The organism is Rhodococcus sp. IEGM 1302, assembly GCF_030056935.1.
Classification (GTDB): domain Bacteria; phylum Actinomycetota; class Actinomycetes; order Mycobacteriales; family Mycobacteriaceae; genus Rhodococcus_F; species Rhodococcus_F qingshengii.
In genome coordinates this window covers 39,365-60,911 of the sequence record NZ_JASHKY010000004.1, presented here as the reverse complement: position 1 = coordinate 60,911, position 21,547 = coordinate 39,365, and the positions used below count along the sequence as shown (strand labels likewise).

At 61.3% G+C, this 21,547-nt stretch carries 22 protein-coding genes; 18 read left to right on the top strand and 4 right to left on the bottom strand.

Annotated features, from left to right (window positions below):
* Position 1 precedes the first annotated feature (1 nt).
* The 3 genes from QM609_RS09480 (at position 2) to QM609_RS09470 (ending at position 1,727) form a co-directional block, all read left to right on the top strand.
* Positions 2–490, top strand: coding sequence for a nitroreductase family deazaflavin-dependent oxidoreductase (locus QM609_RS09480; protein ID WP_050655745.1), 489 nt, complete (start codon positions 2–4; stop codon positions 488–490).
* A 57-nt stretch (positions 491–547) separates the two neighbouring features.
* Complete coding sequence (locus QM609_RS09475; RefSeq protein WP_042449485.1) at positions 548–961, top strand: hypothetical protein; 414 nt, start codon at positions 548–550, stop codon at positions 959–961.
* Between the two features lie 94 nt (positions 962–1,055).
* Positions 1,056–1,727 carry a GNAT family N-acetyltransferase gene (locus tag QM609_RS09470; protein WP_050655744.1) on the top strand — a complete coding sequence of 224 codons (672 nt, stop codon included), beginning with the start codon at positions 1,056–1,058 and terminating at the stop codon, positions 1,725–1,727.
* Between the two features lie 67 nt (positions 1,728–1,794).
* Here the strand turns inward: QM609_RS09470 and QM609_RS09465 are convergent, their stop codons facing one another.
* Positions 1,795–2,709 (bottom strand): SDR family oxidoreductase, encoded by a 915-nt coding sequence (locus QM609_RS09465; RefSeq protein WP_003945561.1) that lies wholly within the window; start codon positions 2,707–2,709, stop codon positions 1,795–1,797.
* A gap of 102 nt (positions 2,710–2,811) precedes the next feature.
* On the opposite strand from QM609_RS09465, the gene echA20 reads away from it, so the two are divergent.
* The 4 genes from echA20 to QM609_RS09445 are packed head-to-tail and all read left to right on the top strand — an operon-like array spanning position 2,812 to position 6,314.
* Positions 2,812–3,588: a (7aS)-7a-methyl-1,5-dioxo-2,3,5,6,7,7a-hexahydro-1H-indene-carboxyl-CoA hydrolase gene (echA20, locus tag QM609_RS09460; protein WP_003945611.1), complete on the top strand. Its 777-nt coding sequence runs from the start codon at positions 2,812–2,814 to the stop codon at positions 3,586–3,588.
* A 7-nt stretch (positions 3,589–3,595) separates the two neighbouring features.
* A complete protein-coding gene (ipdA, locus tag QM609_RS09455) occupies positions 3,596–4,504 on the top strand; it encodes a cholesterol ring-cleaving hydrolase subunit IpdA (RefSeq protein WP_003945662.1) in 909 nt (302 codons plus the stop codon).
* Positions 4,501–5,256: a CoA-transferase subunit beta gene (locus QM609_RS09450; RefSeq protein WP_003945796.1), complete on the top strand. Its 756-nt coding sequence runs from the start codon at positions 4,501–4,503 to the stop codon at positions 5,254–5,256. The genes ipdA and QM609_RS09450 overlap by 4 nt, the downstream gene beginning before the upstream one ends.
* Positions 5,253–6,314: an NAD(P)H-dependent flavin oxidoreductase gene (locus tag QM609_RS09445; RefSeq protein ID WP_019746967.1), complete on the top strand. Its 1,062-nt coding sequence runs from the start codon at positions 5,253–5,255 to the stop codon at positions 6,312–6,314. The genes QM609_RS09450 and QM609_RS09445 overlap by 4 nt, the downstream gene beginning before the upstream one ends.
* Before the next feature lie 78 nt (positions 6,315–6,392).
* Here QM609_RS09445 and QM609_RS09440 read toward each other — a convergent pair whose 3' ends face one another.
* Positions 6,393–7,112: an IclR family transcriptional regulator gene (locus QM609_RS09440; protein ID WP_050655743.1), complete on the bottom strand. Its 720-nt coding sequence runs from the start codon at positions 7,110–7,112 to the stop codon at positions 6,393–6,395.
* A 250-nt stretch (positions 7,113–7,362) separates the two neighbouring features.
* On the opposite strand from QM609_RS09440, the gene QM609_RS09435 reads away from it, so the two are divergent.
* Complete coding sequence (locus QM609_RS09435; RefSeq protein ID WP_007734247.1) at positions 7,363–8,127, top strand: SDR family NAD(P)-dependent oxidoreductase; 765 nt, start codon at positions 7,363–7,365, stop codon at positions 8,125–8,127.
* 84 nt (positions 8,128–8,211) lie between these two features.
* Positions 8,212–9,366, top strand: coding sequence for a 3-ketosteroid-9-alpha-monooxygenase, oxygenase component (locus QM609_RS09430; protein WP_042449476.1), 1,155 nt, complete (start codon positions 8,212–8,214; stop codon positions 9,364–9,366).
* A gap of 245 nt (positions 9,367–9,611) precedes the next feature.
* Here QM609_RS09430 and QM609_RS09425 read toward each other — a convergent pair whose 3' ends face one another.
* Positions 9,612–10,817, bottom strand: coding sequence for a winged helix-turn-helix domain-containing protein (locus tag QM609_RS09425; protein WP_050655742.1), 1,206 nt, complete (start codon positions 10,815–10,817; stop codon positions 9,612–9,614).
* Positions 10,818–10,851: 34 nt separating this feature from the next.
* Entirely contained in the window at positions 10,852–12,111 is a 1,260-nt protein-coding gene (locus QM609_RS09420; RefSeq protein WP_007734242.1) for a TetR/AcrR family transcriptional regulator, read from the bottom strand.
* Positions 12,112–12,652: 541 nt separating this feature from the next.
* Here QM609_RS09420 and QM609_RS09415 point away from each other — a divergent pair.
* The 9 genes from QM609_RS09415 to QM609_RS09375 are packed head-to-tail and all read left to right on the top strand — an operon-like array spanning position 12,653 to position 21,545.
* Positions 12,653–13,462, top strand: coding sequence for an MlaE family ABC transporter permease (locus QM609_RS09415; protein ID WP_003945485.1), 810 nt, complete (start codon positions 12,653–12,655; stop codon positions 13,460–13,462).
* Positions 13,462–14,319, top strand: coding sequence for an MlaE family ABC transporter permease (locus tag QM609_RS09410; RefSeq protein ID WP_003945491.1), 858 nt, complete (start codon positions 13,462–13,464; stop codon positions 14,317–14,319). Before QM609_RS09415 ends, QM609_RS09410 begins: the two co-directional genes overlap by 1 nt.
* Before the next feature lie 3 nt (positions 14,320–14,322).
* Positions 14,323–15,546, top strand: coding sequence for an MCE family protein (locus tag QM609_RS09405; RefSeq protein ID WP_076948579.1), 1,224 nt, complete (start codon positions 14,323–14,325; stop codon positions 15,544–15,546).
* Entirely contained in the window at positions 15,543–16,574 is a 1,032-nt protein-coding gene (locus QM609_RS09400; protein WP_042449469.1) for an MCE family protein, read from the top strand. Before QM609_RS09405 ends, QM609_RS09400 begins: the two co-directional genes overlap by 4 nt.
* Positions 16,574–17,629, top strand: coding sequence for an MCE family protein (locus QM609_RS09395; RefSeq protein WP_050655765.1), 1,056 nt, complete (start codon positions 16,574–16,576; stop codon positions 17,627–17,629). The genes QM609_RS09400 and QM609_RS09395 overlap by 1 nt, the downstream gene beginning before the upstream one ends.
* The gene (locus tag QM609_RS09390; RefSeq protein WP_003945762.1) at positions 17,626–18,723 is read left to right on the top strand and encodes an MCE family protein; all 1,098 of its coding nucleotides are present in this window, start codon (positions 17,626–17,628) and stop codon (positions 18,721–18,723) included. Before QM609_RS09395 ends, QM609_RS09390 begins: the two co-directional genes overlap by 4 nt.
* Positions 18,724–18,755: 32 nt before the next feature.
* Entirely contained in the window at positions 18,756–19,784 is a 1,029-nt protein-coding gene (locus QM609_RS09385; protein WP_232319061.1) for an MCE family protein, read from the top strand.
* The gene (locus tag QM609_RS09380; RefSeq protein WP_007734224.1) at positions 19,781–21,001 is read left to right on the top strand and encodes an MlaD family protein; all 1,221 of its coding nucleotides are present in this window, start codon (positions 19,781–19,783) and stop codon (positions 20,999–21,001) included. Before QM609_RS09385 ends, QM609_RS09380 begins: the two co-directional genes overlap by 4 nt.
* On the top strand, positions 20,988–21,545 hold the full coding sequence (locus tag QM609_RS09375; protein WP_050655740.1) for an Rv1363c family protein: 558 nt from the start codon (positions 20,988–20,990) through the stop codon (positions 21,543–21,545). Before QM609_RS09380 ends, QM609_RS09375 begins: the two co-directional genes overlap by 14 nt.
* Positions 21,546–21,547: the final 2 nt, after the last annotated feature.

Sequence of the window (21,547 nt, the reverse complement as noted above, 5' to 3'; positions counted from 1 at the left end):
GATGACTACTCCCCCAGCCAAACCCAAGGGACTCGACGCTCCGGCGACGGTCAAGATCATCAAGTGGATGTCGAAGGCGAACGTCGCGATGTATCGCGCCACCGACGGGCGGCTGGGTAGCAAGTGGCGGGTCGGCAGCGCGTTCCCTCGCGGGCTGCCGATCTGCCTGCTGACCACCACCGGTCGCAAATCCGGCGAGGAGCGGATCAGCCCGCTGCTATTCCTCGAGGACGGCGAGAACGTGATTCTGGTGGCGTCGCAAGGCGGTCTTCCGAAGAACCCGATGTGGTACCTCAACATCAAGGCAGACCCGGTGGTGACGGTGCAGATCAAGTCTCGGATCCGCTCGATGAAAGCCCGCGTCGCGGCCGAGGACGAGCGCGCTCGGCTGTGGCCGATGTTGAGGGCGATGTATCCGGATTTCGACAACTATCAGGCCTGGACCGACCGGGTCATTCCCGTCATCGTGTGCGAGCCACTGAAGAGTTAAACGAACTGTTTACAACAAAACGTTTACATTGACCCGGGTTCGTGCCACCCTGGGTTCATGACCGATGACCAGTTCAGACCGATCGATTCCGGCCGCGAACGCGCACATCGCGAGTACGCCGGACTCTTTCGAATCAGCGAGCGCCACGGCGCGACCCCAAGCCAGCGCGCGCGGCAATCTCATCCGGAGATGCTCGAGCCCTACGGCGCGGTGCGCGTCGTGGCTCGTCTTGCGGGCGGAACCGACATACCTGAGCCGAACGAACCCGAGGTCGACGATGCCGACGTCATGGCTGCGTTGACTCTGATCCCCAAGGCCCGAGCCGAAATGGAACAGCTGGAAGCACTGTTCCTCGGGATTGCCCGCGAACGGGGCATGACCTGGCAGGACATCGCTTTCGGGCTGGGACTCGGAAGCACTCAAGCCGCCCGCCAGCGCTACGAACGGCTCGTTCGCCGCACCGGAGGCTGAACGCGTGCCATAACCGGCGAGTTGGAGCACTATTGACTCGTACGGTCCGCACGGCGTTTCGACAGAGCCTCGAACACAGCAAGGAGTCGCATATATGACGACGCATATTCAAGATCAAATCCTGGACCGACGCGAGATCACCTCAGCCCTCGTGCGTGCGCTGGAGCGTCGCCACGAGGTGCTGGACGCAGTGGTCGACAGCAAGGACCACCAGGAGGCACTGACCACCGTCGCGGAACTCCTCGGCACGTCGGAAGCAAATGCCGAAGCAGTTCTGAGCCTCAAGTTCAGCGCACTGACCAAGGCAGCGCGCGATCGCATCCAGGGCGAGCTGGAGAATCTCGACGCCACTCTCGAATGGACGACGCTCGATCGTCCCGCGAGCAGCGGGCAGAACTTCACCCTGCGTCCGTTCAGCGACAGCGCAGACGACAAGGCACTGTTCACGATTCGCTCGGCCGAGCAGCTCGGCGAAGACGGCAAGCCGTGGAGCGAGGATCGGATCGAAGCCGAGCGCGTCGGCGGTCTCGGTCGGATCGACGACGAGAGCGCTGCCTGGTTCGTCGCCGAGGACGTTTCCGGCGACGGCCCGAAGAGCGTCGGCCTGGTATTCGGCGAACTCGACGGCCAAGAGGTGAACGTGGCGATCTGGATCGCGCCGGAATCTCGCAAGAAAGGCTACGGCACCGCCTGCGTGAAGCATTCGCGGCGCGAACTCGCAGCTGAGTTCCCCGGCACCGTGTTGGTGGTTCGGGCGCCCGCGTAGGCGGCACGCCGCCTGTGAGTGGTTGAGGAGTCCCTGCACTCCTTAACCACTCACGGGGCCGGAGGCCCTACGCCCCGTACACCGGCGTCGGAATCTCCGCCTTCTCCAACAGCGTTGCCACGACGGGCCCGATCTCCTTCGGGTCCCAGCGATCTCCCTTGTCCTCGCTCGGGCCGTGACGCCAGCCCTCCGCGACGGTGATCTTTCCGCCCTCTACCTCGAACACCCTGCCCGTGACGTCCTTGGACTCGGCGCTACCGAGCCAGACGACCAGCGGCGAGATGTTCTCGGGAGCCATGGCGTCGAAGCCCTCTTCCGGAGCTGCCATCGCTTCTGCCATCGCCCCGCCCGCGCCGACAGTCATGCGTGTGCGCGCAGCAGGCGCGATCGCGTTGACACTGACTCCGTAATTCTTGAGCTCGGCGGCGGCCTGGATGGTCATCTCGGCGATGCCGGCCTTGGCCGCGGCGTAGTTGCCCTGGCCGATCGAACCCTGCAGTCCTGCACCCGAACTGGTGTTGATGATGCGTGCGTCGACGGTCTTGCCTGCCTTGGCCTCGGCGCGCCAGTAGGCAGCTGCGTGACGGAGCGGCGCGAAGTGCCCCTTGAGGTGCACGCGGATCACCGCGTCCCACTCGCCCTCGCTCATACCGACCAGCATGCGGTCCCGCAGGAAGCCTGCGTTGTTCACGAGTACGTCCAGGCCACCGAAGGTGTCGATCGCGGTCTTGATCAGATTCTCGGCGCCCGCCCAGTCGGCGACGTCGTCTCCGTTGACCACTGCTTGGCCACCGGCGGCGATGATCTCCGCGACAACCTGCTCGGCCGGACTCTCACCGGTCGCGGAACCGTCGGCACCCGCACCGATGTCGTTGACGACGACCTTGGCGCCCTCGGCAGCAAATGCCAATGCATGCGCACGTCCGATACCGCGGCCAGCCCCGGTGATGATGACTACGCGTCCGTCGACCAATCCACTCATATTTGTCTCCTAATGCACTCTGCTCGGGCTTGTCGGCTCCGCTTGTGTGCTAACTTACCAAGCAATCGCTTGGTTTGGTACACAGACGTAAGGAATCCCGATATGGGCATCAGCACCTCCTCCGACGGAACCGGCATCACCACGGTCACCATCGACTACGCGCCGGTCAATGCAATCCCGTCCAAGGGATGGTTCGAGCTTGCCGACGCCATCCTCGACGCGGGCAAGGATCTCAACACTCACGTAGTGATCCTGCGAGCCGAGGGACGCGGATTCAACGCCGGCGTCGACATCAAGGAGATGCAGGCCACCGAGGGATTCGACGCGCTGGTCGCCGCCAACCGCGGTTGCGCCGCGGCCTTCGCTGCCGTCTACGACTGTGCTGTACCCGTCGTAGTGGCCGTCAACGGATTCTGTGTCGGCGGCGGCATCGGACTCGTCGGCAACGCGGACGTGATCGTCGCTTCCGACGACGCGATCTTCTCCCTCCCCGAGGTCGACCGCGGCGCACTCGGCGCTGCCACACACCTCTCGAGGCTGGTGCCACAGCACATGATGCGCACGCTCTACTACACCGCACAGAGCGTCGACGCGCACACACTCAAGCAGTTCGGCAGCGTCTACGACGTGGTCCCGCGCGAGAAGCTCGACGAGTGCGCTCGCGAGATCGCCGCGAAGATCGCCGCCAAGGACACCCGCATCATCCGGTGCGCCAAGGAAGCCATCAACGGCATCGACCCGGTGGACGTCAAGGGCAGCTACCGCCTCGAGCAGGGCTACACCTTCGAACTCAACCTCCTCGGCGTGTCCGACGAACACCGCGACGAGTTCGTCGCCACCGGCAAGCCGCGCGAGAACGCAACCCAGAAGGAAGGCTGAGACAAACATGGCTAGCAAGCGTGACAAGACGAAGTCGCTCGACGAGGTAGTCGGCGAACTCCGCAGCGGAATGACGATCGGCTTGGGCGGCTGGGGATCTCGCCGCAAGCCGATGGCCTTCGTGCGTGCGATTCTGCGTTCGGACATCAAGGACCTGACCGTGGTCACCTACGGCGGACCGGATCTCGGACTGCTGTGCTCGGCCGGCAAGGTCAAGAAGGCGTACTACGGTTTCGTGTCCCTCGACTCCGCGCCGTTCTACGACCCGTGGTTTGCCAAGGCACGCACCGCCGGTGAGATCGAAGTCCGCGAGATGGACGAGGGCATGGTCAAGTGTGGCCTCGAAGCAGCTGCCGCTCGCCTTCCCTTCCTCCCGATCCGCGCCGGCCTGGGTTCGGATGTCCGGAACTTCTGGGGCGACGAACTCAAGACCGTCACCTCCCCGTACCCCGAGGCCGACGGCCGCTCCGAGACCTTGATCGCGATGCCTGCGCTCAACCTCGATGCGTCGTTCGTTCATCTCAATCTCGGTGACAAGCACGGCAACGCCGCGTACAACGGCGTCGACCCGTACTTCGACGACCTGTACTGCATGGCGGCCGAAAAGCGTTACGTCTCCGTCGAACGCATCGTCGAGACCGAGGAACTGGTCAAATCCGTTCCACTGCAGAACCTTCTGCTCAACCGCATGATGGTCGACGCCGTCGTCGAGGCACCCAATGGTGCGCACTTCACGTTGGCCGGCGAAAGCTACGGCCGCGACGAGAAGTTCCAGCGTCACTACGCCGAGTCCGCCAAGACCCCCGAGTCGTGGCAGGCGTTCGTCGACACCTTCCTCTCCGGCAGCGAAGAGGACTACCAAGCCGCAGTAAAGAAGTTTGCCGATTCATCAAAGGCAGGGGAGCAGGCAAAATGAGCGAATCCACCGTCACCCGCGCAGAGTACGTTGTTCTCGCTTGCGCTGAAATCTTCTCCGGTGCAGGCGAAATCATGGCCAGCCCGATGTCGACGTCGTCCACCATCGGCGCTCGCCTGGCTCGACTCACCACCGAACCCGACCTGCTGATCACCGATGGTGAAGCCCTCATTCTCGAGGACACTCCGGCCGTCGGAACGAAGGGCCCCGTCGAAGGATGGATGCCGTTCCGCAAGGTGTTCGACGTCGTCGCTTCCGGCCGTCGCCACGTTGTCATGGGCGCCAATCAGCTCGATCGCCACGGCAACCAGAACCTCTCCGCCTTCGGCCCGCTTCAGCAGCCGACGCGTCAGATGTTCGGTGTGCGCGGCGCCCCGGGTAACACCATCAACCACGCGACGAGCTACTTCGTCCCCAAGCACTCCAAGCGAGTGTTCGTCGACAAGGTCGACGTGGTGTGCGGTGTCGGCTACGACCAGATCGATCCCGAGAACCCGGCTTACAAGTACCTGAACATCCCCCGCGTCGTCACCAACCTCGGTGTCTTCGACTTCGGCGGACCGGGAAACACCTTCCGCGCGTTGAGCCTTCACCCCGGCGTCACCGCCGAAGAGGTAGCCGAGAACACCTCGTTCGAGGTTGCCGGACTCGCCGAGGCCGGTATCACCCGTGACCCCACCGCCGAAGAACTTCACCTCATCCGCGAAACCCTCGATCCGCGCAACCTCCGGGACCGTGAGGTCTCGGCATGACCCCCACCCTGAAGACCGCGCTGACCGAACTGGTCGGTGTCGAGTACCCGATCGTGCAGACGGGTATGGGCTGGGTTTCCGGTCCCGCCCTCACGTCGGCAACGGCTAACGCCGGTGGTCTCGGCATCCTGGCTTCGGCCACGATGACGTACGACGAGCTCGAGCACGCGATCAAGAAGACGAAGCAGCTCACGGACAAGCCGTTCGGCGTCAACATGCGTGCCGACGCCACTGACGCCCCGCAACGCGCGGATCTGCTGATCCGTGAAGGCGTCAAGGTCGCGTCGTTTGCGTTGGCTCCCAAGAAGGAACTGATCGCCAAGCTCAAGGACCACGGCATCGTCGTCGTACCCTCGATCGGTGCCGCGAAGCACGCGGTCAAGGTTGCATCCTGGGGCGCGGACGCCGTCATCGTCCAGGGCGGCGAAGGTGGTGGCCATACCGGCGGTGTGGCCACGACATTGCTTCTCCCCTCGGTTCTCGACGCGGTCGATATTCCGGTCATCGCCGGTGGCGGATTCTTCGACGGCCGCGGGCTGGCTGCCGCATTGGCGTACGGCGCTGCCGGTGTCGCAATGGGAACGCGATTCCTTCTCACCAGCGACTCTTCGGTTCCCGATTCCGTCAAGCAGGAGTATCTCAAGCGCGGACTGACGGATACAACAGTCTCCCGCAAGGTCGACGGCATGCCTCATCGTGTGCTCAACACCGACCTGGTCAACAGCCTCGAAGGTTCCAGCTATGCAACCGGTTTGATCGCAGCGGCCAAGAATGCCACGAAGTTCAAGGCCATGACGGGCATGAAGTGGTCGACCCTCGCCAAGGACGGTCTCGCGATGAAGCGGTCGGGTGACCGCACGCTGATGCAGATCATCATGGCAGCCAACACACCGATGTTGCTCAAGGCCGGACTGGTCGAGGGCAATACGGAAGCCGGCGTGCTTGCCTCGGGTCAGGTTGTCGGCATGATCAACGATCTGCCCAGCTGCAAGGAACTGATCGAGAACATCATGGAGGACGCGGCCAAGCGTATCGACGCGCTTGCGGCTCTTCGCTGACGCAGATTCATCCGAGTGCGTCTCCCCCACTGCGCTTTACGCGGAGTCGGAGGAGGCGCACTCTTTGCGTTTGTCGGACTATCCCGTCTTCTCCTGCTCGAACCCGTCGATCATTCCGAAATACTGCGAGATCGCTGCTGCCGCCATCTGTACGGGAGCGGCGTTCCTCTTGTCTATCGTGCCGCGAATCAAGGGCCCACAAATCGAGAGACCTACTGGCATGTGGTCGAGCACCCCGATTCGCGCGCCGATACAGCCCATCCCGGAATTGCAGATTCCGAACGCAACTGCGTGTTGGCGAACGCCATTGGCGTTGTGCGACGATGCCACCGATCTGTTGCCGGCGCTCAACAGTGACTTCCCGATGGTCGACGCTTGCGCTGGGATACGTGAGCCGACGCGAGTCTGAAGGTCGGGGACCATCAGGCTCCCGATCTTCTGGATGTAGCGCACATGGTTTCCTTCCAACACCCCGAGGTGCACGGCGTGTCCAGTCACGAAATGTAATTGCTGAAGTAGGGGCGTAACCACTCGATCCACTTTGTTTCGATACAGCGAGAGCGCGCCCAGATCTCCTAGCTTGTCGCCTATCTCGTACTCGAGTCCTTCGCGGCGTAGCCAGTTCATCCTCACGAGTTTCAGTAGCATCCGGTGCACGGACGATCGCGGAATCCCGGTTCGGCGCGCCACCTCCCCCAATGTCAGCCGAGGCGCGTCACGAAAGCAGTCCACCACCACCGACAGTCTGTCGAGAGTTGACATGGGGATGGACTCTTCGGTGATCGGTCCGATCAACATCGATGTCTCCGTTCCGGTGGCCCGCCGCTTCGGCAGCCAACATTCGTTCCGCCCATCTGAGCTTCCGTGGACACACGACGCCAGTACGTTTCCCACGCAGCGGGAGATGCATCTGCATGGGCTCTCACCAGCACCTATACCGATGATCGGTCATGTTCGTTGAGCCCGAATCCATCCCTCGTCACAGTGATGACCGGAGCCCATCAGATCATGCGGCGCCGAGCAGAACGCTTCAAAATCAGGAGGACACATGAATGCTTCATCCCCGTCGACAGGCGTGATCATCACCGGCGGCGCATCCGGAATCGGATTGGCCTCCGCCCGCGCGCTCGCGGCGATCCGACGACCAGTCGCTCTCTGGGATATCGACGAGGCAAAAGCGGTCGATCAGGCAGCAGTGATCTCCTCCGAATTCGGCATCGACGCCATCGGAGTGGGAATCGATCTCACGAGAGCGGACGACTACGCGGCCGCATTGGCCACAACCCGTTCCTCACTTCCCTCCATCGGCGGACTTGTTCACTCCGCCGGGGTCGTCGATATCGGATCCCTCGAAGGAGTGACGCTCGACGTGTGGGAGACGGGTATCAACACCCATCTACGTCCGCTCATCCTGTTGGTTCAACAGTTGATGCCTGATTTCACGGCCAATCCCGGTTCGGCAATAGTCGGAATCGCTTCGATCAACGCAACTTTGGGCAATGCAATCAACCCTGTCTACTCCGCTGCAAAGGGTGGGATGTTGTCGATGGTCCGATCGCTGGCGGACCGACTGGGCCCGGACGGCATTCGGATCAACTGCGTCTCTCCCGGACAGATTCTGACCCCTCTGCTTCAGCCGACCGTAGACGCATTGGGTGACGGGGCATTCGAACGACGCATCCTCCTCGGCAGGCTCGGTCGCCCGGAGGAAATCGCACACGCTGTCCGCTTCCTGCTGTCCGACGAAGCAAGTTACATCACCGCAACGGAATTGGTTGTCGACGGCGGCAACATCTCGTCGCAGCGTATGTGACTTGCCCAAAGATTTACCCCCCCTTCGACTGTCGTACAACGTCGCTCGGTCCAGCCCACCGGGTGCACTCACGAAAGGAAGAACATGACAATTGCGGATGTCAATGAATCGGAAGAGGTTCGCATCATCGACCAGGGAGAACCTCCCACTCGATTTGCCCGCGGATGGCACTGCCTCGGCCTCGCCAAGGACTACAGCGACGGGAACCCGCATTCCGTCGAAGCTTTCGGTACCAAACTGGTCGTCTTCTCCGACTCGCATGGCGAACTGAAGATCCTCGACGCGTACTGCCGTCACATGGGCGGCGACCTGAGTCAGGGCACGGTCAAGGGCGATTCGATCGCGTGCCCCTTCCACGACTGGAGGTGGGGAGGCAACGGTAAGTGCACCGCGATTCCCTATGCTCGACGTGTCCCCCCGCTTGCCAAGACCCGCGCTTGGACTGCGCTCGAACAAGACGGGCTGCTCTTCGTCTGGCACGACCCCGAAGGCAATCCGCCTCCTGCCGAAGTCGCCATACCGATCATCAAGTCTGCGGAGCACGAGTGGACCGATTGGGTCTGGAAGTCGATAGTCATCGATACGAACTGCCGAGAAATCGTCGACAACGTCGTTGACATGGCGCACTTCTTCTACGTGCACTTCTCGTTCCCCACCTATTTCAAGAACGTCTTCGAAGGACACGTCGCCATCCAGGAGCAGAGCGGCATCAACCGCGACGACATCGTGACCTGGACCGACCCCGACGTACCGAAGTTGGTGTCGAATCTTTCGACAGCGGCCTACCACGGACCGTCGTTCATGATCGACGACTTGCGCTACGTCTACGAGAACTTCACGACCGATTCGGTGCTGATCAACTGCCACTACCCGGTGAGCCCGAACAAATTCGTACTCATGTACGGCATTACCGTCCAGAAGTCCGCAGAGATGCCCGCCGAGTTCGCCGATCAACTTGTCGACGCGATGATCGGATACATCGGTGTCGGGTTCGAGCAGGACATCGAGATCTGGAAGAACAAGACCCGCATCGACAATCCGCTGCTCTGCACCGAGGACGGTCCGGTATACCAACTGAGGCGGTGGTATGAACAGTTCTACGTGGACGTCGCCGACGTCACGCCCGAGATGGTCGACCGTTTCGAATTCGAGATGGACACAAGCAAACCCATCGAAGTGTGGAAGCAGGAAGTCGCTGACAACATCGCACGCAGGGCCGCCGCAGGAGTAGGGCAATGACCATGGAACCGCTGGACTGCGAGCGGTGCGGAACATACGTCCTCGTGGAGAAGAACAGCTGGCATCACACGTCGACCCAGTGGCGATCAGATTCGCGCACGGCATGTTTGGAGTACCGCGACGATGCTGAACCGCCGAGAATTCGATCCGGAAGTTGTTCCGCATTGAGAAATTCCATCAATCAGGCAGCTACCGACGGACGCATAACAGTTCCCGAATGACAATCGTCCTCGCGACCTTAAGGCTCACGTCATAGCGGCGGCCAACTGCTGAGACAACGTACCTTTGTTCTCCACCTCGACGGTGTCGCAGCCCTGCCAACGCGCAGTTCTCCGAAGGAGTTCCGCCAACCGCGGCGCAGTGTCGGCGTCCGCGGTGGGTTCGGCCCACGCCGCGCGGACAAGCAGTCGACGGTTCTGACGGTCGTTCTTCAGATCGACTCGGGCGCAGATCTTGTCGTCGATCAACACCGGGAGCACGTAGTATCCGTGAACTCGCTTGTGCGCCGGAGTGTAGATCTCGATCCGGTAGTGAAAGTCGAAGAGCCGCAACGCTCGATCGCGTGCCCACACTACCGGGTCGAAGGGTGACAACAGCGCATCCGCACGGATGGACCTGGGACGCTTCGCTCGCGGATCGATCCACACCTCCCTTGCCTTGCCTCGACGCTCCCAGCCGTCGACGGACACCCGGCGCACGCTGCCGGCGTCTTCGAGTTCCTGCAAGGCCGTTCGTGCTTCTGCGCTGGGCAGACGAAAGTAGTCGGCGATGTCGTCGAGGGTGCCGAGACCGTGTGCCTTCACACCCCGCAGCACCAGTTCGCGTATCGCCTCCGACCGCTCGACGTGTGCGTCGAGTATCTCGGGTGCAAGCATCTGCTCGGCCAGGCCGTAACGACGCTCGAAACCGGCGCGCCCCGCCGAGACCACCTCGCCCCAACGGAACAGCGTCTCCAGCCCGACCTTCACGTCGGACCACCCCCACCACGGACCGCGCCGTGTGTTCGCCTCGTGTTCGATCTCGCTCGCCGCCATCGGACCGTTGTCGCGCAACTCCTGCCGCAACCAATCGAGGAAGACGCTCCGATCGGAAGCCCACCCGTCCTTGTCACTCAACGCTTTGGCGCGAAACTGGTCCATCCGCCAACGGAACAACGGCCACATGTCCACCGGCAAGAACGTTGCTTCGTGGCCCCAGTATTCGAGGTATCCCGAACCGGGGGCGAAGGCAAGTTGATCGAGTCTGGATTTGTCGTATGCGCCCAATCGCGCATAAACGGGTAGGTAGTGACTGCGTTCGAAGACATTGACCGAGTCGATCTGCAGCACCTGCAGCCGGTCCATCACGCCGACCAGATTGCGACGCGTCACCGTCGTGGGATGCGATTTGCCGAATCCCTGAGCGGCAAGGGCTATGCGACGGGCAGCTGCCAGTGACACGACTTCGCTCATAGTGGGCCAGACTACGCACACTCACCGACACGCTTCAGGCGGCCGAAGCCCGACGGCCGAACAGTACTGCCGACATGAACACCTGCAACATGGCCGCGTTCTCTGCGGCAGCGTCGAACTTCATCATGCGGCCGACATCCGGGACCAGGTTGAGCGCAGCGTGAACTACGAACTTCGCCTCTACTGCCGACAGCTCAGGACGAATCTCGCCGAGCACTCGCGCCCATTCGACCACGTAAAGCTTCTGGCGATTCTTCAGATCGCTTCGATGACTCGGCAGAAGGTTGTTCATCTCGGAGAAGTAGACCGACATCAATTCGTGCTGTGCAAACGACAACTCCACGTACATCGCCGACAGTGACCGGAGCACTTGTTCGTGCGAAGTCGCGGAGTCGAAGACCGCTGCCGTCGCCAAGTCCAAGCGATCTGCAGCTCGATAGAACACGGCGCCGAGAAGCTCTGCCTTGCTGGGAAAGTAGCGGTACATACCGGATGCGTTCAAGCCGGCGGCCGCGGCGATCTCTTCGATGCTGACGTCGTGATACCCGCGAGAGTCGAAGAGGCGCACGGCTTCCTGCAAGAGACGTTCACGTTTGTTCGTGGTCACGGTTCGAGGTAACGAGGACTGCTCCAAGCGGCTAGCGGTGATTGCACCCTCACCTTGATCTATCGCCAGACACGCGTCGAGCAGAACCTTCTCCATCGCTCGCTGGGGCAGCAACAGGTTATGGACGGTGATACTGCCGATGACGCTGAACATCGCTGCCACGACAAGGGTCTCGTCCCTCGCCGTCATCGCGGGTTCGGAACGCGAAAGATACCGGGCTACTCGGCGATTGACCGTACTGGCTTGCGCTCGAACGGATTTCCGATCATCGGTGTCGAGAAACCGGCTCTCCCAACGATAGATTCCGGCCGTACGCCGATTGCGGATCGTCGTTCGTATCACTGCAATCAGATCTTCGCGCAACCGCTGCGCATCGGTTGCCGCAGGCGCAACCGAAACGGCATCGAGGGCACTGGCGAGCGCTCCGGTCAACTCCAGTGCCGCGTGGCGGAACATCGCGTACTTGTTCGGAAAGTGCCGATAGAGCGCCGAACCCGAAATACCGACCGCCGACGCGATGTCGTCGACACTGACAGCAGGATATCCGCGCTCACTGAACGCGATTGCCGCTGCAGCCGCGATCTGCGCCTTGCGGTCCTTCGGTCGCCTCTTGACGGAGTCGGACCTCGGCTGCCGAACAATCCCATTCGACGTCTGCGCGTCGACGAACTGATCGTTCAGGCTCACCGTGTACCCCACTCTCCAGCCCTCACGCACAAAGCACTTCGATCCGCCTGCTCATCAGACGAGAATCAGCATAAGCATGATTCTGAAAACTCGTACACCGATTTCAGCACATCGCGCGTCTAGAGTTTCATACATGCAGGTAACACTGCCTTTGATCAGAACACACCACTCGCCATTCGCCACCTCCCCCGTTGCTTCCACCGAGAATCTTCGTTAACAAAACGTTGCCTGTGGCCACCAGCAGTGGGTAGGGTCACCGCTCGAAGCATCCAGCCCGCATCCACGAAGCAATCCGACTGACAGATTCGGAATATTCGTAAACATACACAGGATGTCGATATGAACAGTTCCGATATCTCCACGTCAATGAAGGAAACTCGGTCAACAGAGCTGACAGTTCGACGAGAATTTCGGTTCACATAATGCTTGCTTGGACACATATATGTGTGAGATGCTTCACAGGCAGTTCGCTCGACCGCCAGCGCTCGAACAGTTCGAACTCCGTGCCGAACACTGTTGATCTGCAAAGGAATTCAATTAGATGACGTACGAGCTGCCAGCCGCGAAGGGCCCGGTGCGAGACGTAGCGTTACAGGGGGGCTATCTGATCGGATTCTCGGTTCAGGCACTCTTCGGCCTGTTCACGGCAATCCTGCGCAGACGACTCTCGTTGCACGAGACGGTTACTCAGACCCTGTTCATCGGTCGCGTCAGCACCGGCCCGTCGCTGCTTCTCATGATTCCGATCGGTGTATTCATCGCCGTCTCGGTCGGTGAACTGGCCGGCCGGATCGGAGCCGGTGGATATTCCGGAGCTGTCGTAGCTTTCATCATCGTCGGTCAGGCCGCGGCGCTGGTGTGCGCGTTGATGATGGCCGGTGTCGCAGGATCGGCGATCTGCACGGATTTGGGTTCACGAAAGATCCGGGAAGAGATCGACGCGATGGAAGTGATGGGCATCGACGTGATCGAGCGCCTCGTCGCACCGAGATTGGTTGCGGCAGTGATCGTCTCCCTTGCACTGTGTTCGATGGTCACCTTCGGCGGTGTGATCGCGTGCTACCTGTACCACATCTACGTCCAGCATCTTCCGGCCGGAACGTTCATGGCAACGTTCAGTCAGTACGGGCGATCTTCCGACTTCGTCATGGCTTTGGTGAAGGCTGCGGTCTTCGGCATCGCTTCGACTTTGGTCGCCACCTTCAAAGGTCTACATGCAAAAGGTGGCCCACGCGGCGTTGCCGACGCAGTCAACGAAGCCGTGGTCATCGCGTTCGCGCTCGTCTTCATCGTGAACACAGTGTTGTCCGCGCTCTACACCGTAATCGTCCCGGCAGTCGGTGAATTCTGATGTCGCTCGTCGATCTCCGTGTTCGAGCACGTCAAGCGAGCAGACCCCTGCGAACCGCGGGCGACGGCCTCGTCTCCCTCGGTCAGCACGTCACTTTCTACGTCCGCACTATCGCATCGATCCCCTTTGCGCTCACCAAGTACCGCAAGCATGTACTCGGTCAGATCAGCGAGGTCAGCTTCGGCACGAACTCCTTGTTGTCCGGCGGCGGCACCATCGGGATCGTCTTCGCGATGTCGCTGGCCGCGGCGATGATGTTGGGCGTCGAGACCCACCGGGGCCTCGAGCTTGTCGGGATGACCTCGCTCTCCGGCATGCTGTCCGCGGTTGCCAACACCCGTGAACTGGCCCCTGTTGTCGTCGCGATCGCGTTGGCCGCCAAGGTCGGAACGGGTTTCACCGCCCAGATCGGGGCCATGCGTATCTCCGACGAAATCGACGCGCTGGACTCGATGGCGATCCGATCGATCCCCTTCCTCGCGGGTACCCGGGTGATCGCTGCCATGATCTGTGTCATCCCGATCTACATGATCGGACTCCTGGCCAGTTACCTCTCGACCCGACTGGTCGTCGTGTTCTTCAACGGCGCATCGGCCGGTACTTACGACTACTTCTTCCATCTGGCGATCTCTCCGCAGGATCTCCTGTACTCGGGTCTCAAGGCCGTGGTGTTCGCCGCTGTTGTCGCGCTGGTTCATTGCGCTTACGGCTACTACGCATCGGGCGGTCCGGCCGGCGTCGGGCAAGCGGCCGGGCGCGCGCTCCGGACTGCGATCCTCGCGATCGGAATCCTCGACGTACTGATGACTTTCGCGCTGTGGGGCCTCGTGCCCCAGATCCCGGGAATGGGGGTCTGAGCCGTGGACAGACTCACTACACGCACGAAGATCGTGTACGCCCTTCGCGGCGCGATCGCCATAGTCGTAGCCGTCGCCGCCGCCGTGACAATGGTTCTACGCGGTTCGGGAAATCTCGAGCAGAGCACCGACATCTTCGTCGCTGTTCCAGCCACAGCCGGTCTCATCAGCGGTGAAGCTCCGGTTCGGTACCACGGCGTCAACGTCGGCCGAATCGGCGAAATCGAATCAGGAACCGCCGAATCCGTTGTGCAGTTGCAGATTCAGACCGATGACGCGTCGAAGATTCCCGCTGACGTGGTGGCTCGCGTCGTTCCGCGCACGTTCTTCGGCGACATCTACATGCAGCTCGTGGACAGTCCGAATGAGCAGGACCAGACGACTCTGTCGGACGGAGACGAGATCCACATGGACGACGGACCCGAGGCCGTCGCCCTCTACGACGTGTACACCAAATTGGTCGGAGTCCTCACCGCGATGCAACCCGAGAAACTTCAAACGGCTCTGACCGCACTCGGTCAAGCCCTGGACGGAAACGGAGCCGAGATCGGAGCCACGATAGACAATCTCAGTGCCGCGTCCGGCGTACTGACACCCGCCGCACACCAATTCCTCGAATCGACACCCGAATTCAAGTCGGTCGTCGACGCGTTGGACCGTGCGACCCCCGACATTCTCGATACCTTGGCAGCCGCCACAACTGTCTCGAACGACATGGTCGCCAACAGAGCGAATCTCGAGTCCTCGATCGGCGCGGCCGCAGTCTTCGCCGCTACCGTCGACGATTTTGTCGGGGCGAACAACCGAAACATCATCACTGTGATCGATTCCGCCGGAAAGATACTCGCAACCACCGCGGCCAATCCCGGAGGACTGCGTTCCACCCTCGCCAATGCCAGTACGTTCGGCGCCGCGGGCGCTCGAGTCTTCGCCACCGGAAAGTTCGACATCACAGCAGTTGCCACGTTCGCCGAACCGCTCCCATACACGGGTGATGATTGCCCGCAGTACGGTGACTCGCGCGGAGCACAGTGTTCGGGCTCCAACCTGACGCCTGAACAACCCGTCAGTGCCCCGGTCGTGGGCGGCGTAGCCGAAGCGGCCTCCCTGCGGTACCTCGAAGATCAACTACTGGGCGGATCGCCGGAACCCTCGGATACCCCCAACCCGGCAACAACACTGATGTTGGGGCCGATGGTCAGAGGTAACGAGGTGACCGTCCCGTGAAGGTCCGTCCTGGCCAGGTAATTCGGTTGTCACTCTTCTGTCTCACCGGCGTCGCCTGCGCGTCGTTCGTGGCGAACACGTTGTCGGTCCCGGTTCGCGGAAGCACCGATTCGTACTCGTTCGAGTTCACCGACGTCGAAGGACTCAACCCGGGCAACCCGGTCACCATGTCGGGTGTGCGTATCGGCCGCGTGGACTCGGTTGCGTTCGCCGACAACGGAGGCGGGACGAGCAAGGCGATCGTCGACGTCGAAATCGAGTCGCGATATTCCCTCGAGTCGGATGTCCGTGCCGCCGTGCGCTACGGCGACATGCTCGGTGCTCGATATCTGGCACTGACGCAAGACGACAGCGCAACAACGGTATCCGCACGACAGCTCGAACCAGGTGACACGATACCGCTGGCGCAGACAACACCGCCGATCAACTTGACGGCCCTGATGAACGGGTTCAAACCGTTGTTCGCCGCGCTGCAGCCCGAGCAGGTCAACACGCTCACGCGAAGTTTTGTCGAAACCTTCAACGGCCAGGGCCAGGCAATGACCACCCTGCTCGACCAGATCGCGACCATGAGTTCCGGCCTGGTCGACCGTCAGGACGTCTTCGCGCAACTACTCACGAACATGAACACTCTTCTCACCTCCGTCGACGAGCGTCAACCCGAATTGGTCGGTCTGTTGGACGGTTTGAACGATCTGAGTACTTCCGTCGTCGGGCAGAACGATCAACTGGTCTCGCTCTTGGATCAGGGAAACCGCACTGTCTCGTCGTTGGCTCAGATCATGGCCGGGTCGAACGGCGCATTCGGTCAGACCGTGCAACAACTCGAAAGTGTCACCGGGAGTTGGATTGCGAGCACCGACGAGTTCAACAGACTTCTCGTCAACCTTCCCCAGTTCGCCGACGCCGCCAACCGGATCGGAAGTTACGGAAGTTTCATCAGCCTGTATCTGTGCAATTTCACTCTGAAGGCAGGCGACATGGAAGCCAACATCTTCGGTCCGACACACTCGCCGGTGTGCTCATGATGTTCCTGGTCAAGCTGATCGACGTGTTCGTCGGCATCATGCTCTTCCTGTTCAAAGGGGATCGCCGTCGCAGCGGTAGCGGCACCGCTCTCGCCCTGGGCAGTCTCGGAATCTTCGTTCTGGTGGTGGGACTCGGCGCCGCCTTGGGCATTCCGAAGCTCTGGTACAACGTACGCACGTCGGCATACACAGCCGAGTTAGCCAATGCCAGCGGGCTTTCCGACACCGATCCGGTTTACGTGGCCGGGGTTCCCGCGGGCCGAGTGGATTCGATCGACCTTGCCGGCGACCACGTCGTCGTCAACTTCCGCTTGGACAAGGACCAGCCTTTGGGAAACCAGAGCACGGCGACGGTCAGGCTCAAGACGGTCCTCGGCAAGCGCTACCTGGAGATCGTGCCGGCCGGAGTGGTCGACGACTCCGAGGCGCGGGTCATCCCGCTCTCCCGCACAACCGTGCCGTACAGCCTCGACGACGTCAGCAGTGATGCCACCACTGCGGCAACAGGCGTCGACCTACAGGCGATGGAGTCCATGATGAACACCCTTTCGCAGGTGATTCCCACTGATTCCGATCAGGTGGGCCGGGCTCTGGCCGGAATCAGCGGCGCCTCGTCGGCTTTCGCGCAGAACAGTGAACAGATCGACCAGATTCTCATCATGTCTCGTGAGCTGTCGGACATGGCTGCGGCACAAACCGATTCGATCGTCGGTACTGCGGCCAATGCTCAGACGATCGTTCGAACTCTTGCGATGCGCAAGGACGCACTGACTCAGCTGGTCGACAACCTGACAATCATCATCTCGAAGCTCTCCACCACTTTCGTCGATCGTCAGGACGAGTTCGGAGCCATGACCGACAACCTCGTCGCGGTCACCACCACGCTGAAGAACAACGCAGATCAGATCGACCTGCTGTTGACTCGTCTTCCTTCCGCGCTGCGTTCGGTCACCGATTCAACCGGCACCGGCAATTGGACCGACGTCAACGCGCCGGCGGCCGTGATCCCGGACAATCTGCTCTGCGCGCTCGGCATCATGGAGGGCTGCAAGTGAATACACGAAAAGCCGTCACGGCCATGCTGGTAGTGACCTTGGCGATCGCCCTGCCCGGTTGGTACATATTCGGACGAACAGATCAGTCCAAGACCGTCTACGCCGATTTCAGCTACGTCGGCGGAATCTACGAGGGAAGCAAGGTCACCGTCCTCGGAGTCGGCGTCGGGACGGTCACGTCGGTGGAACCTCGCGGAACTTCTGTTCGAGTAGCGATGTCGATGCCCGACTCCGTGGACCTGCCCGCCGACGCCTCGGCCTATGTCCTCAATCCATCGGTGATCAGCGATCGACACATCGAACTCGGCCCGGCGTACACCGGCGGAGAGACACTGAAAGACGGCGACCAGATTCCGATCGAACGTGCCCACTCCCCCATAGATTTCGACGGCTTGATGGGAAGCGTCAGCACTTTGGCCGACGCATTTGCCGGGGATGGGGGCAATCTCGGCGATCTCGTGAGCCGCGGCGCCGCCGGGTGGCAGGGCCAGGGCGATCAATTCAACACCGCAATTCGCAACCTCAGCACAGCAACCGGAGTTGTCGGCGCTCGGTCGGAAGACATCGGTGCCCTTGTCGACAATCTCAACACTTTGATGAATGCTCTGGACGCACGGCAGGTCAGCCTCGACGAACTTGTCGGCGACCTCGGCGTCCTGGGTGATCAATGGGCGAGCCAGAACATGGACATCTCACAGCCTCTGCAGGATCTGCAGGTGGTCTTCGACCAGTTGAACAGTTTCATGACAACTCACGGCGATGATGTCGGTGCCATAGCCGACAACGTGCGAGTTCTCGGTGACACTCTGGCTGCCAAAGAACCCGGCCTCGCCGAGTTCATGGACCTGGTGCCGTTGATGATGCAGAACCTCTCCCAGACAATCGGTCCTGATCAGCGCGGGCGCATTCGGCTCAACGTCTCGACTGCATTGACTCAGTTCGCGGTGGCGAAACCGCTGTGCGACACCTACAAGTTGCCGATCTGCACCGGAGCCGGGTTCACGAATCCGATTTCCTTCCCCCTCAGCACTTCTGATCCGCTCGGCATCGCCTCCGCGATTTCCGGCGGAGCCGTCCCCGGAGGTGGCAATTGACGCGGCAATCGGTTCGAATAATCGCCGGTATCGTGATCATCGGTGTGGGTTCTGCGGCCGTGCTCGCCTTCGGCGGCTGTAGCGCAGGCATTCAAGACCTACCCCTGGGTCGTTCGGCCGACGGTGACGCGTACAACGTGGCGCTGCAGCTGGCCGGCGCCGACGGCCTGGTGTTGGGAGCAGACGTCCGCAGCGGCCAGAAAGTCATCGGTCGAGTATCCGCGCTGTCAGCCGATGTCGTCGGAGCCGATGTGACTCTGAGTCTGGACGCCGCGACGCCATTGCCCGACAACGTCGAAGCTTCCGTCGAACTCCCGTCCGCACTTGGCAATCCGTTCATCAGACTCTTGGTGCCGGAAGTTCCGTCCGGCTCCACGCTCAGCGACGGAGACACAATTCCGGAGTCTCGCACCGAGATCGGTCCGCAGGTCGAAAGTGCGCTTGCCACCCTCGGCACGGTTCTGACCGGAAGCGGCATCGACCAACTCGATACCGTGGTGCGCGAGCTGAACACCGCGTTTTCCGGGCGCTCCGGTGAAGTTCGTTCTCTGACCGAGACCCTCACCTCGCTCATGGCAGAGGCAAGCAGTCACCGCAGCGAGTTCGACGAGGCCGTCGACCTCGCTGCCCGGGTCTCCTCCCAACTGGCCGGCCAACGCGTAGTTGTCGACAACTACCTCGATTCCGTTCCACAGGTGGTGTCGATTCTCGTGGGACAGAAGGATCAGATTGCGAGCCTGTTGAACTCGACCGTTCAGCTCGCCACCAACGCAAACACCATTCTCGACTCGTCTCCCAACGGCCTCGACGCGATGCTGCACGATGCGTCGACCGTTGTCGGGACTCTGGATTCGTTCAACTCGGAGATCGGCCAGACGCTGACGAACATGAACGGGTTGCTCGAAAACTTCACCGGTGCAGTGCAGGGCGACTATCTCGTTTTCGACGGCGCCCTGGATATTCCGGGAACGATCGACAAGCTCTGGAGCGGCGGTATGGCCGGTCAATCGATCGCACCAGCGGGAACTCTCACCGATCTACTTCAGGGAGGTCCGCGTTGAGTCGCCTTGCGCTTGTTCAACTTGTCCTGTTCGCTCTGATCGCTGCTGTGGTCATCCCTTTCGGGATCGTCTACGTGGTCGGCCCTCAGGGTTTCGGGGGTCAAATCCGGCTGCACGCCAACATGTCCGACGCCTTCGGACTGACCAAGGGCACGGTCGTCACGTATCGCGGCGTACAGGTGGGGAAAGTGAGTGAAGTCGAACTCGACGCAGGCACCCGCACGGCTCGGGTGGAACTCTCACTCAACGACAACACCGAGATACCTACCGACAGCGTCGCCAAGGTGACGATGGGGACCGCAGCCGGAATTCAGAATGTCGACATCTACCCCAACACAGACCACGGCCCGTATCTTAGGGACGGCGACGAGATCGCCATGCCCGCGGATCAGCAACCGGTCCAGATGAGCCAGTTGATGCTTCAGGCGTCCGGTGTCCTGGAAGGGATTGATCCACAAGCGATCAGCGACATCGGGACCGAGCTGGGGAATTCGTTCAACGGGCTCGGCCCGAGCTTGGCGACGATGATCGACAACGGTGGGACCATGTCGGCGCAGTTGAACGACCAGTCGGCCGAACTCGCTGCGCTGCTGTCGCGAACCTCCACGTTGGTGGACTCCATGGCGACACAATCGGATTCGTTCGTCCGGGGAATGGCAGCTGCCAAGAACTTCACCGAACAACTCGAATCCAACGCGCCGGTGCTGATCTACCTCACCGATCATTCGCCCGCCGCCCTGAACAGCGCTCAACAGTTGTTCGACAAGTACCACAACACTTTCGGAGCGGTCCTGGCCAACCTCGTCACTGTCGCACCGATCATCTCCGACCGCACAGACGCCCTGGAAACCGGACTTGTCACGATTCCTGAAGGTCTCGCCAAACTGGCATCCATCGTCAAAGGCGATCGAGCCGACTTTGCCTTGGTTGCGACCCAGGGGCCGGTCTGCAACTACGACACCCCTCGGCGTGAGGTCGGCGATCTGTCTCCCACCAGTCCGAGTCTGGCGATGTACTGTCCCCCCGCCGACGACCTCGTCCAACGCGGAGCACAGAATGCTCCGCGTCCGAACGACCTCGGTTTGCAGAACTCGACCGTCCCGGGCACTCCGATCGGACCGCCCGTCGTCGCAGATCCGATTCTCGTCCCGACCGGAGTCGACGCCCTGAACTACTGGAGATTGATGTTGGAAGGACTGGGAAATGGCACACGGTGACAACGCACTACTCGACGAGACAGAAGCCGAGGTGGCCGAACATCCGACTTCTCCGTCGCTACTTCACCGCCTGAAGGAGCCACGCAACGCACTGATCTCACTAATGGCGGTAGCGCTGGTCGCAGCATTGGCGGTGCTCGGATTCCAGATGTACTCGGCGAATCAGGAAGACACGCTGCGGCAGGGGGCTTTGGACACCGCACGGGATTACTCAACCATCATGTCCTCCTTCGATTATCAGAACCTCGATGTCAACAAGGACACCATCGCCTCGATGTCGACCGACGAGTTTGCCGGCACCTACCGAACGATGGTGGATTCCCTGAGGGAAGTCGTTGCCGGGGGCCAAGGCCAGGCGAGCGCGACGGCGACAGACGTCGGCATCGAATCGCTGGACAATTCGTCGGCCAAGGTGCTCGTGTTCGTCGACCAACAAGCCAAGAATGTCGCAGCGCCAGAGGGAAACACACAGAAGTACCGCATGGTCGTGTCCCTGGTCCGCTCGGGCGACCGGTGGCTCGTGAGCAACGTCGAGACCAAGTAACT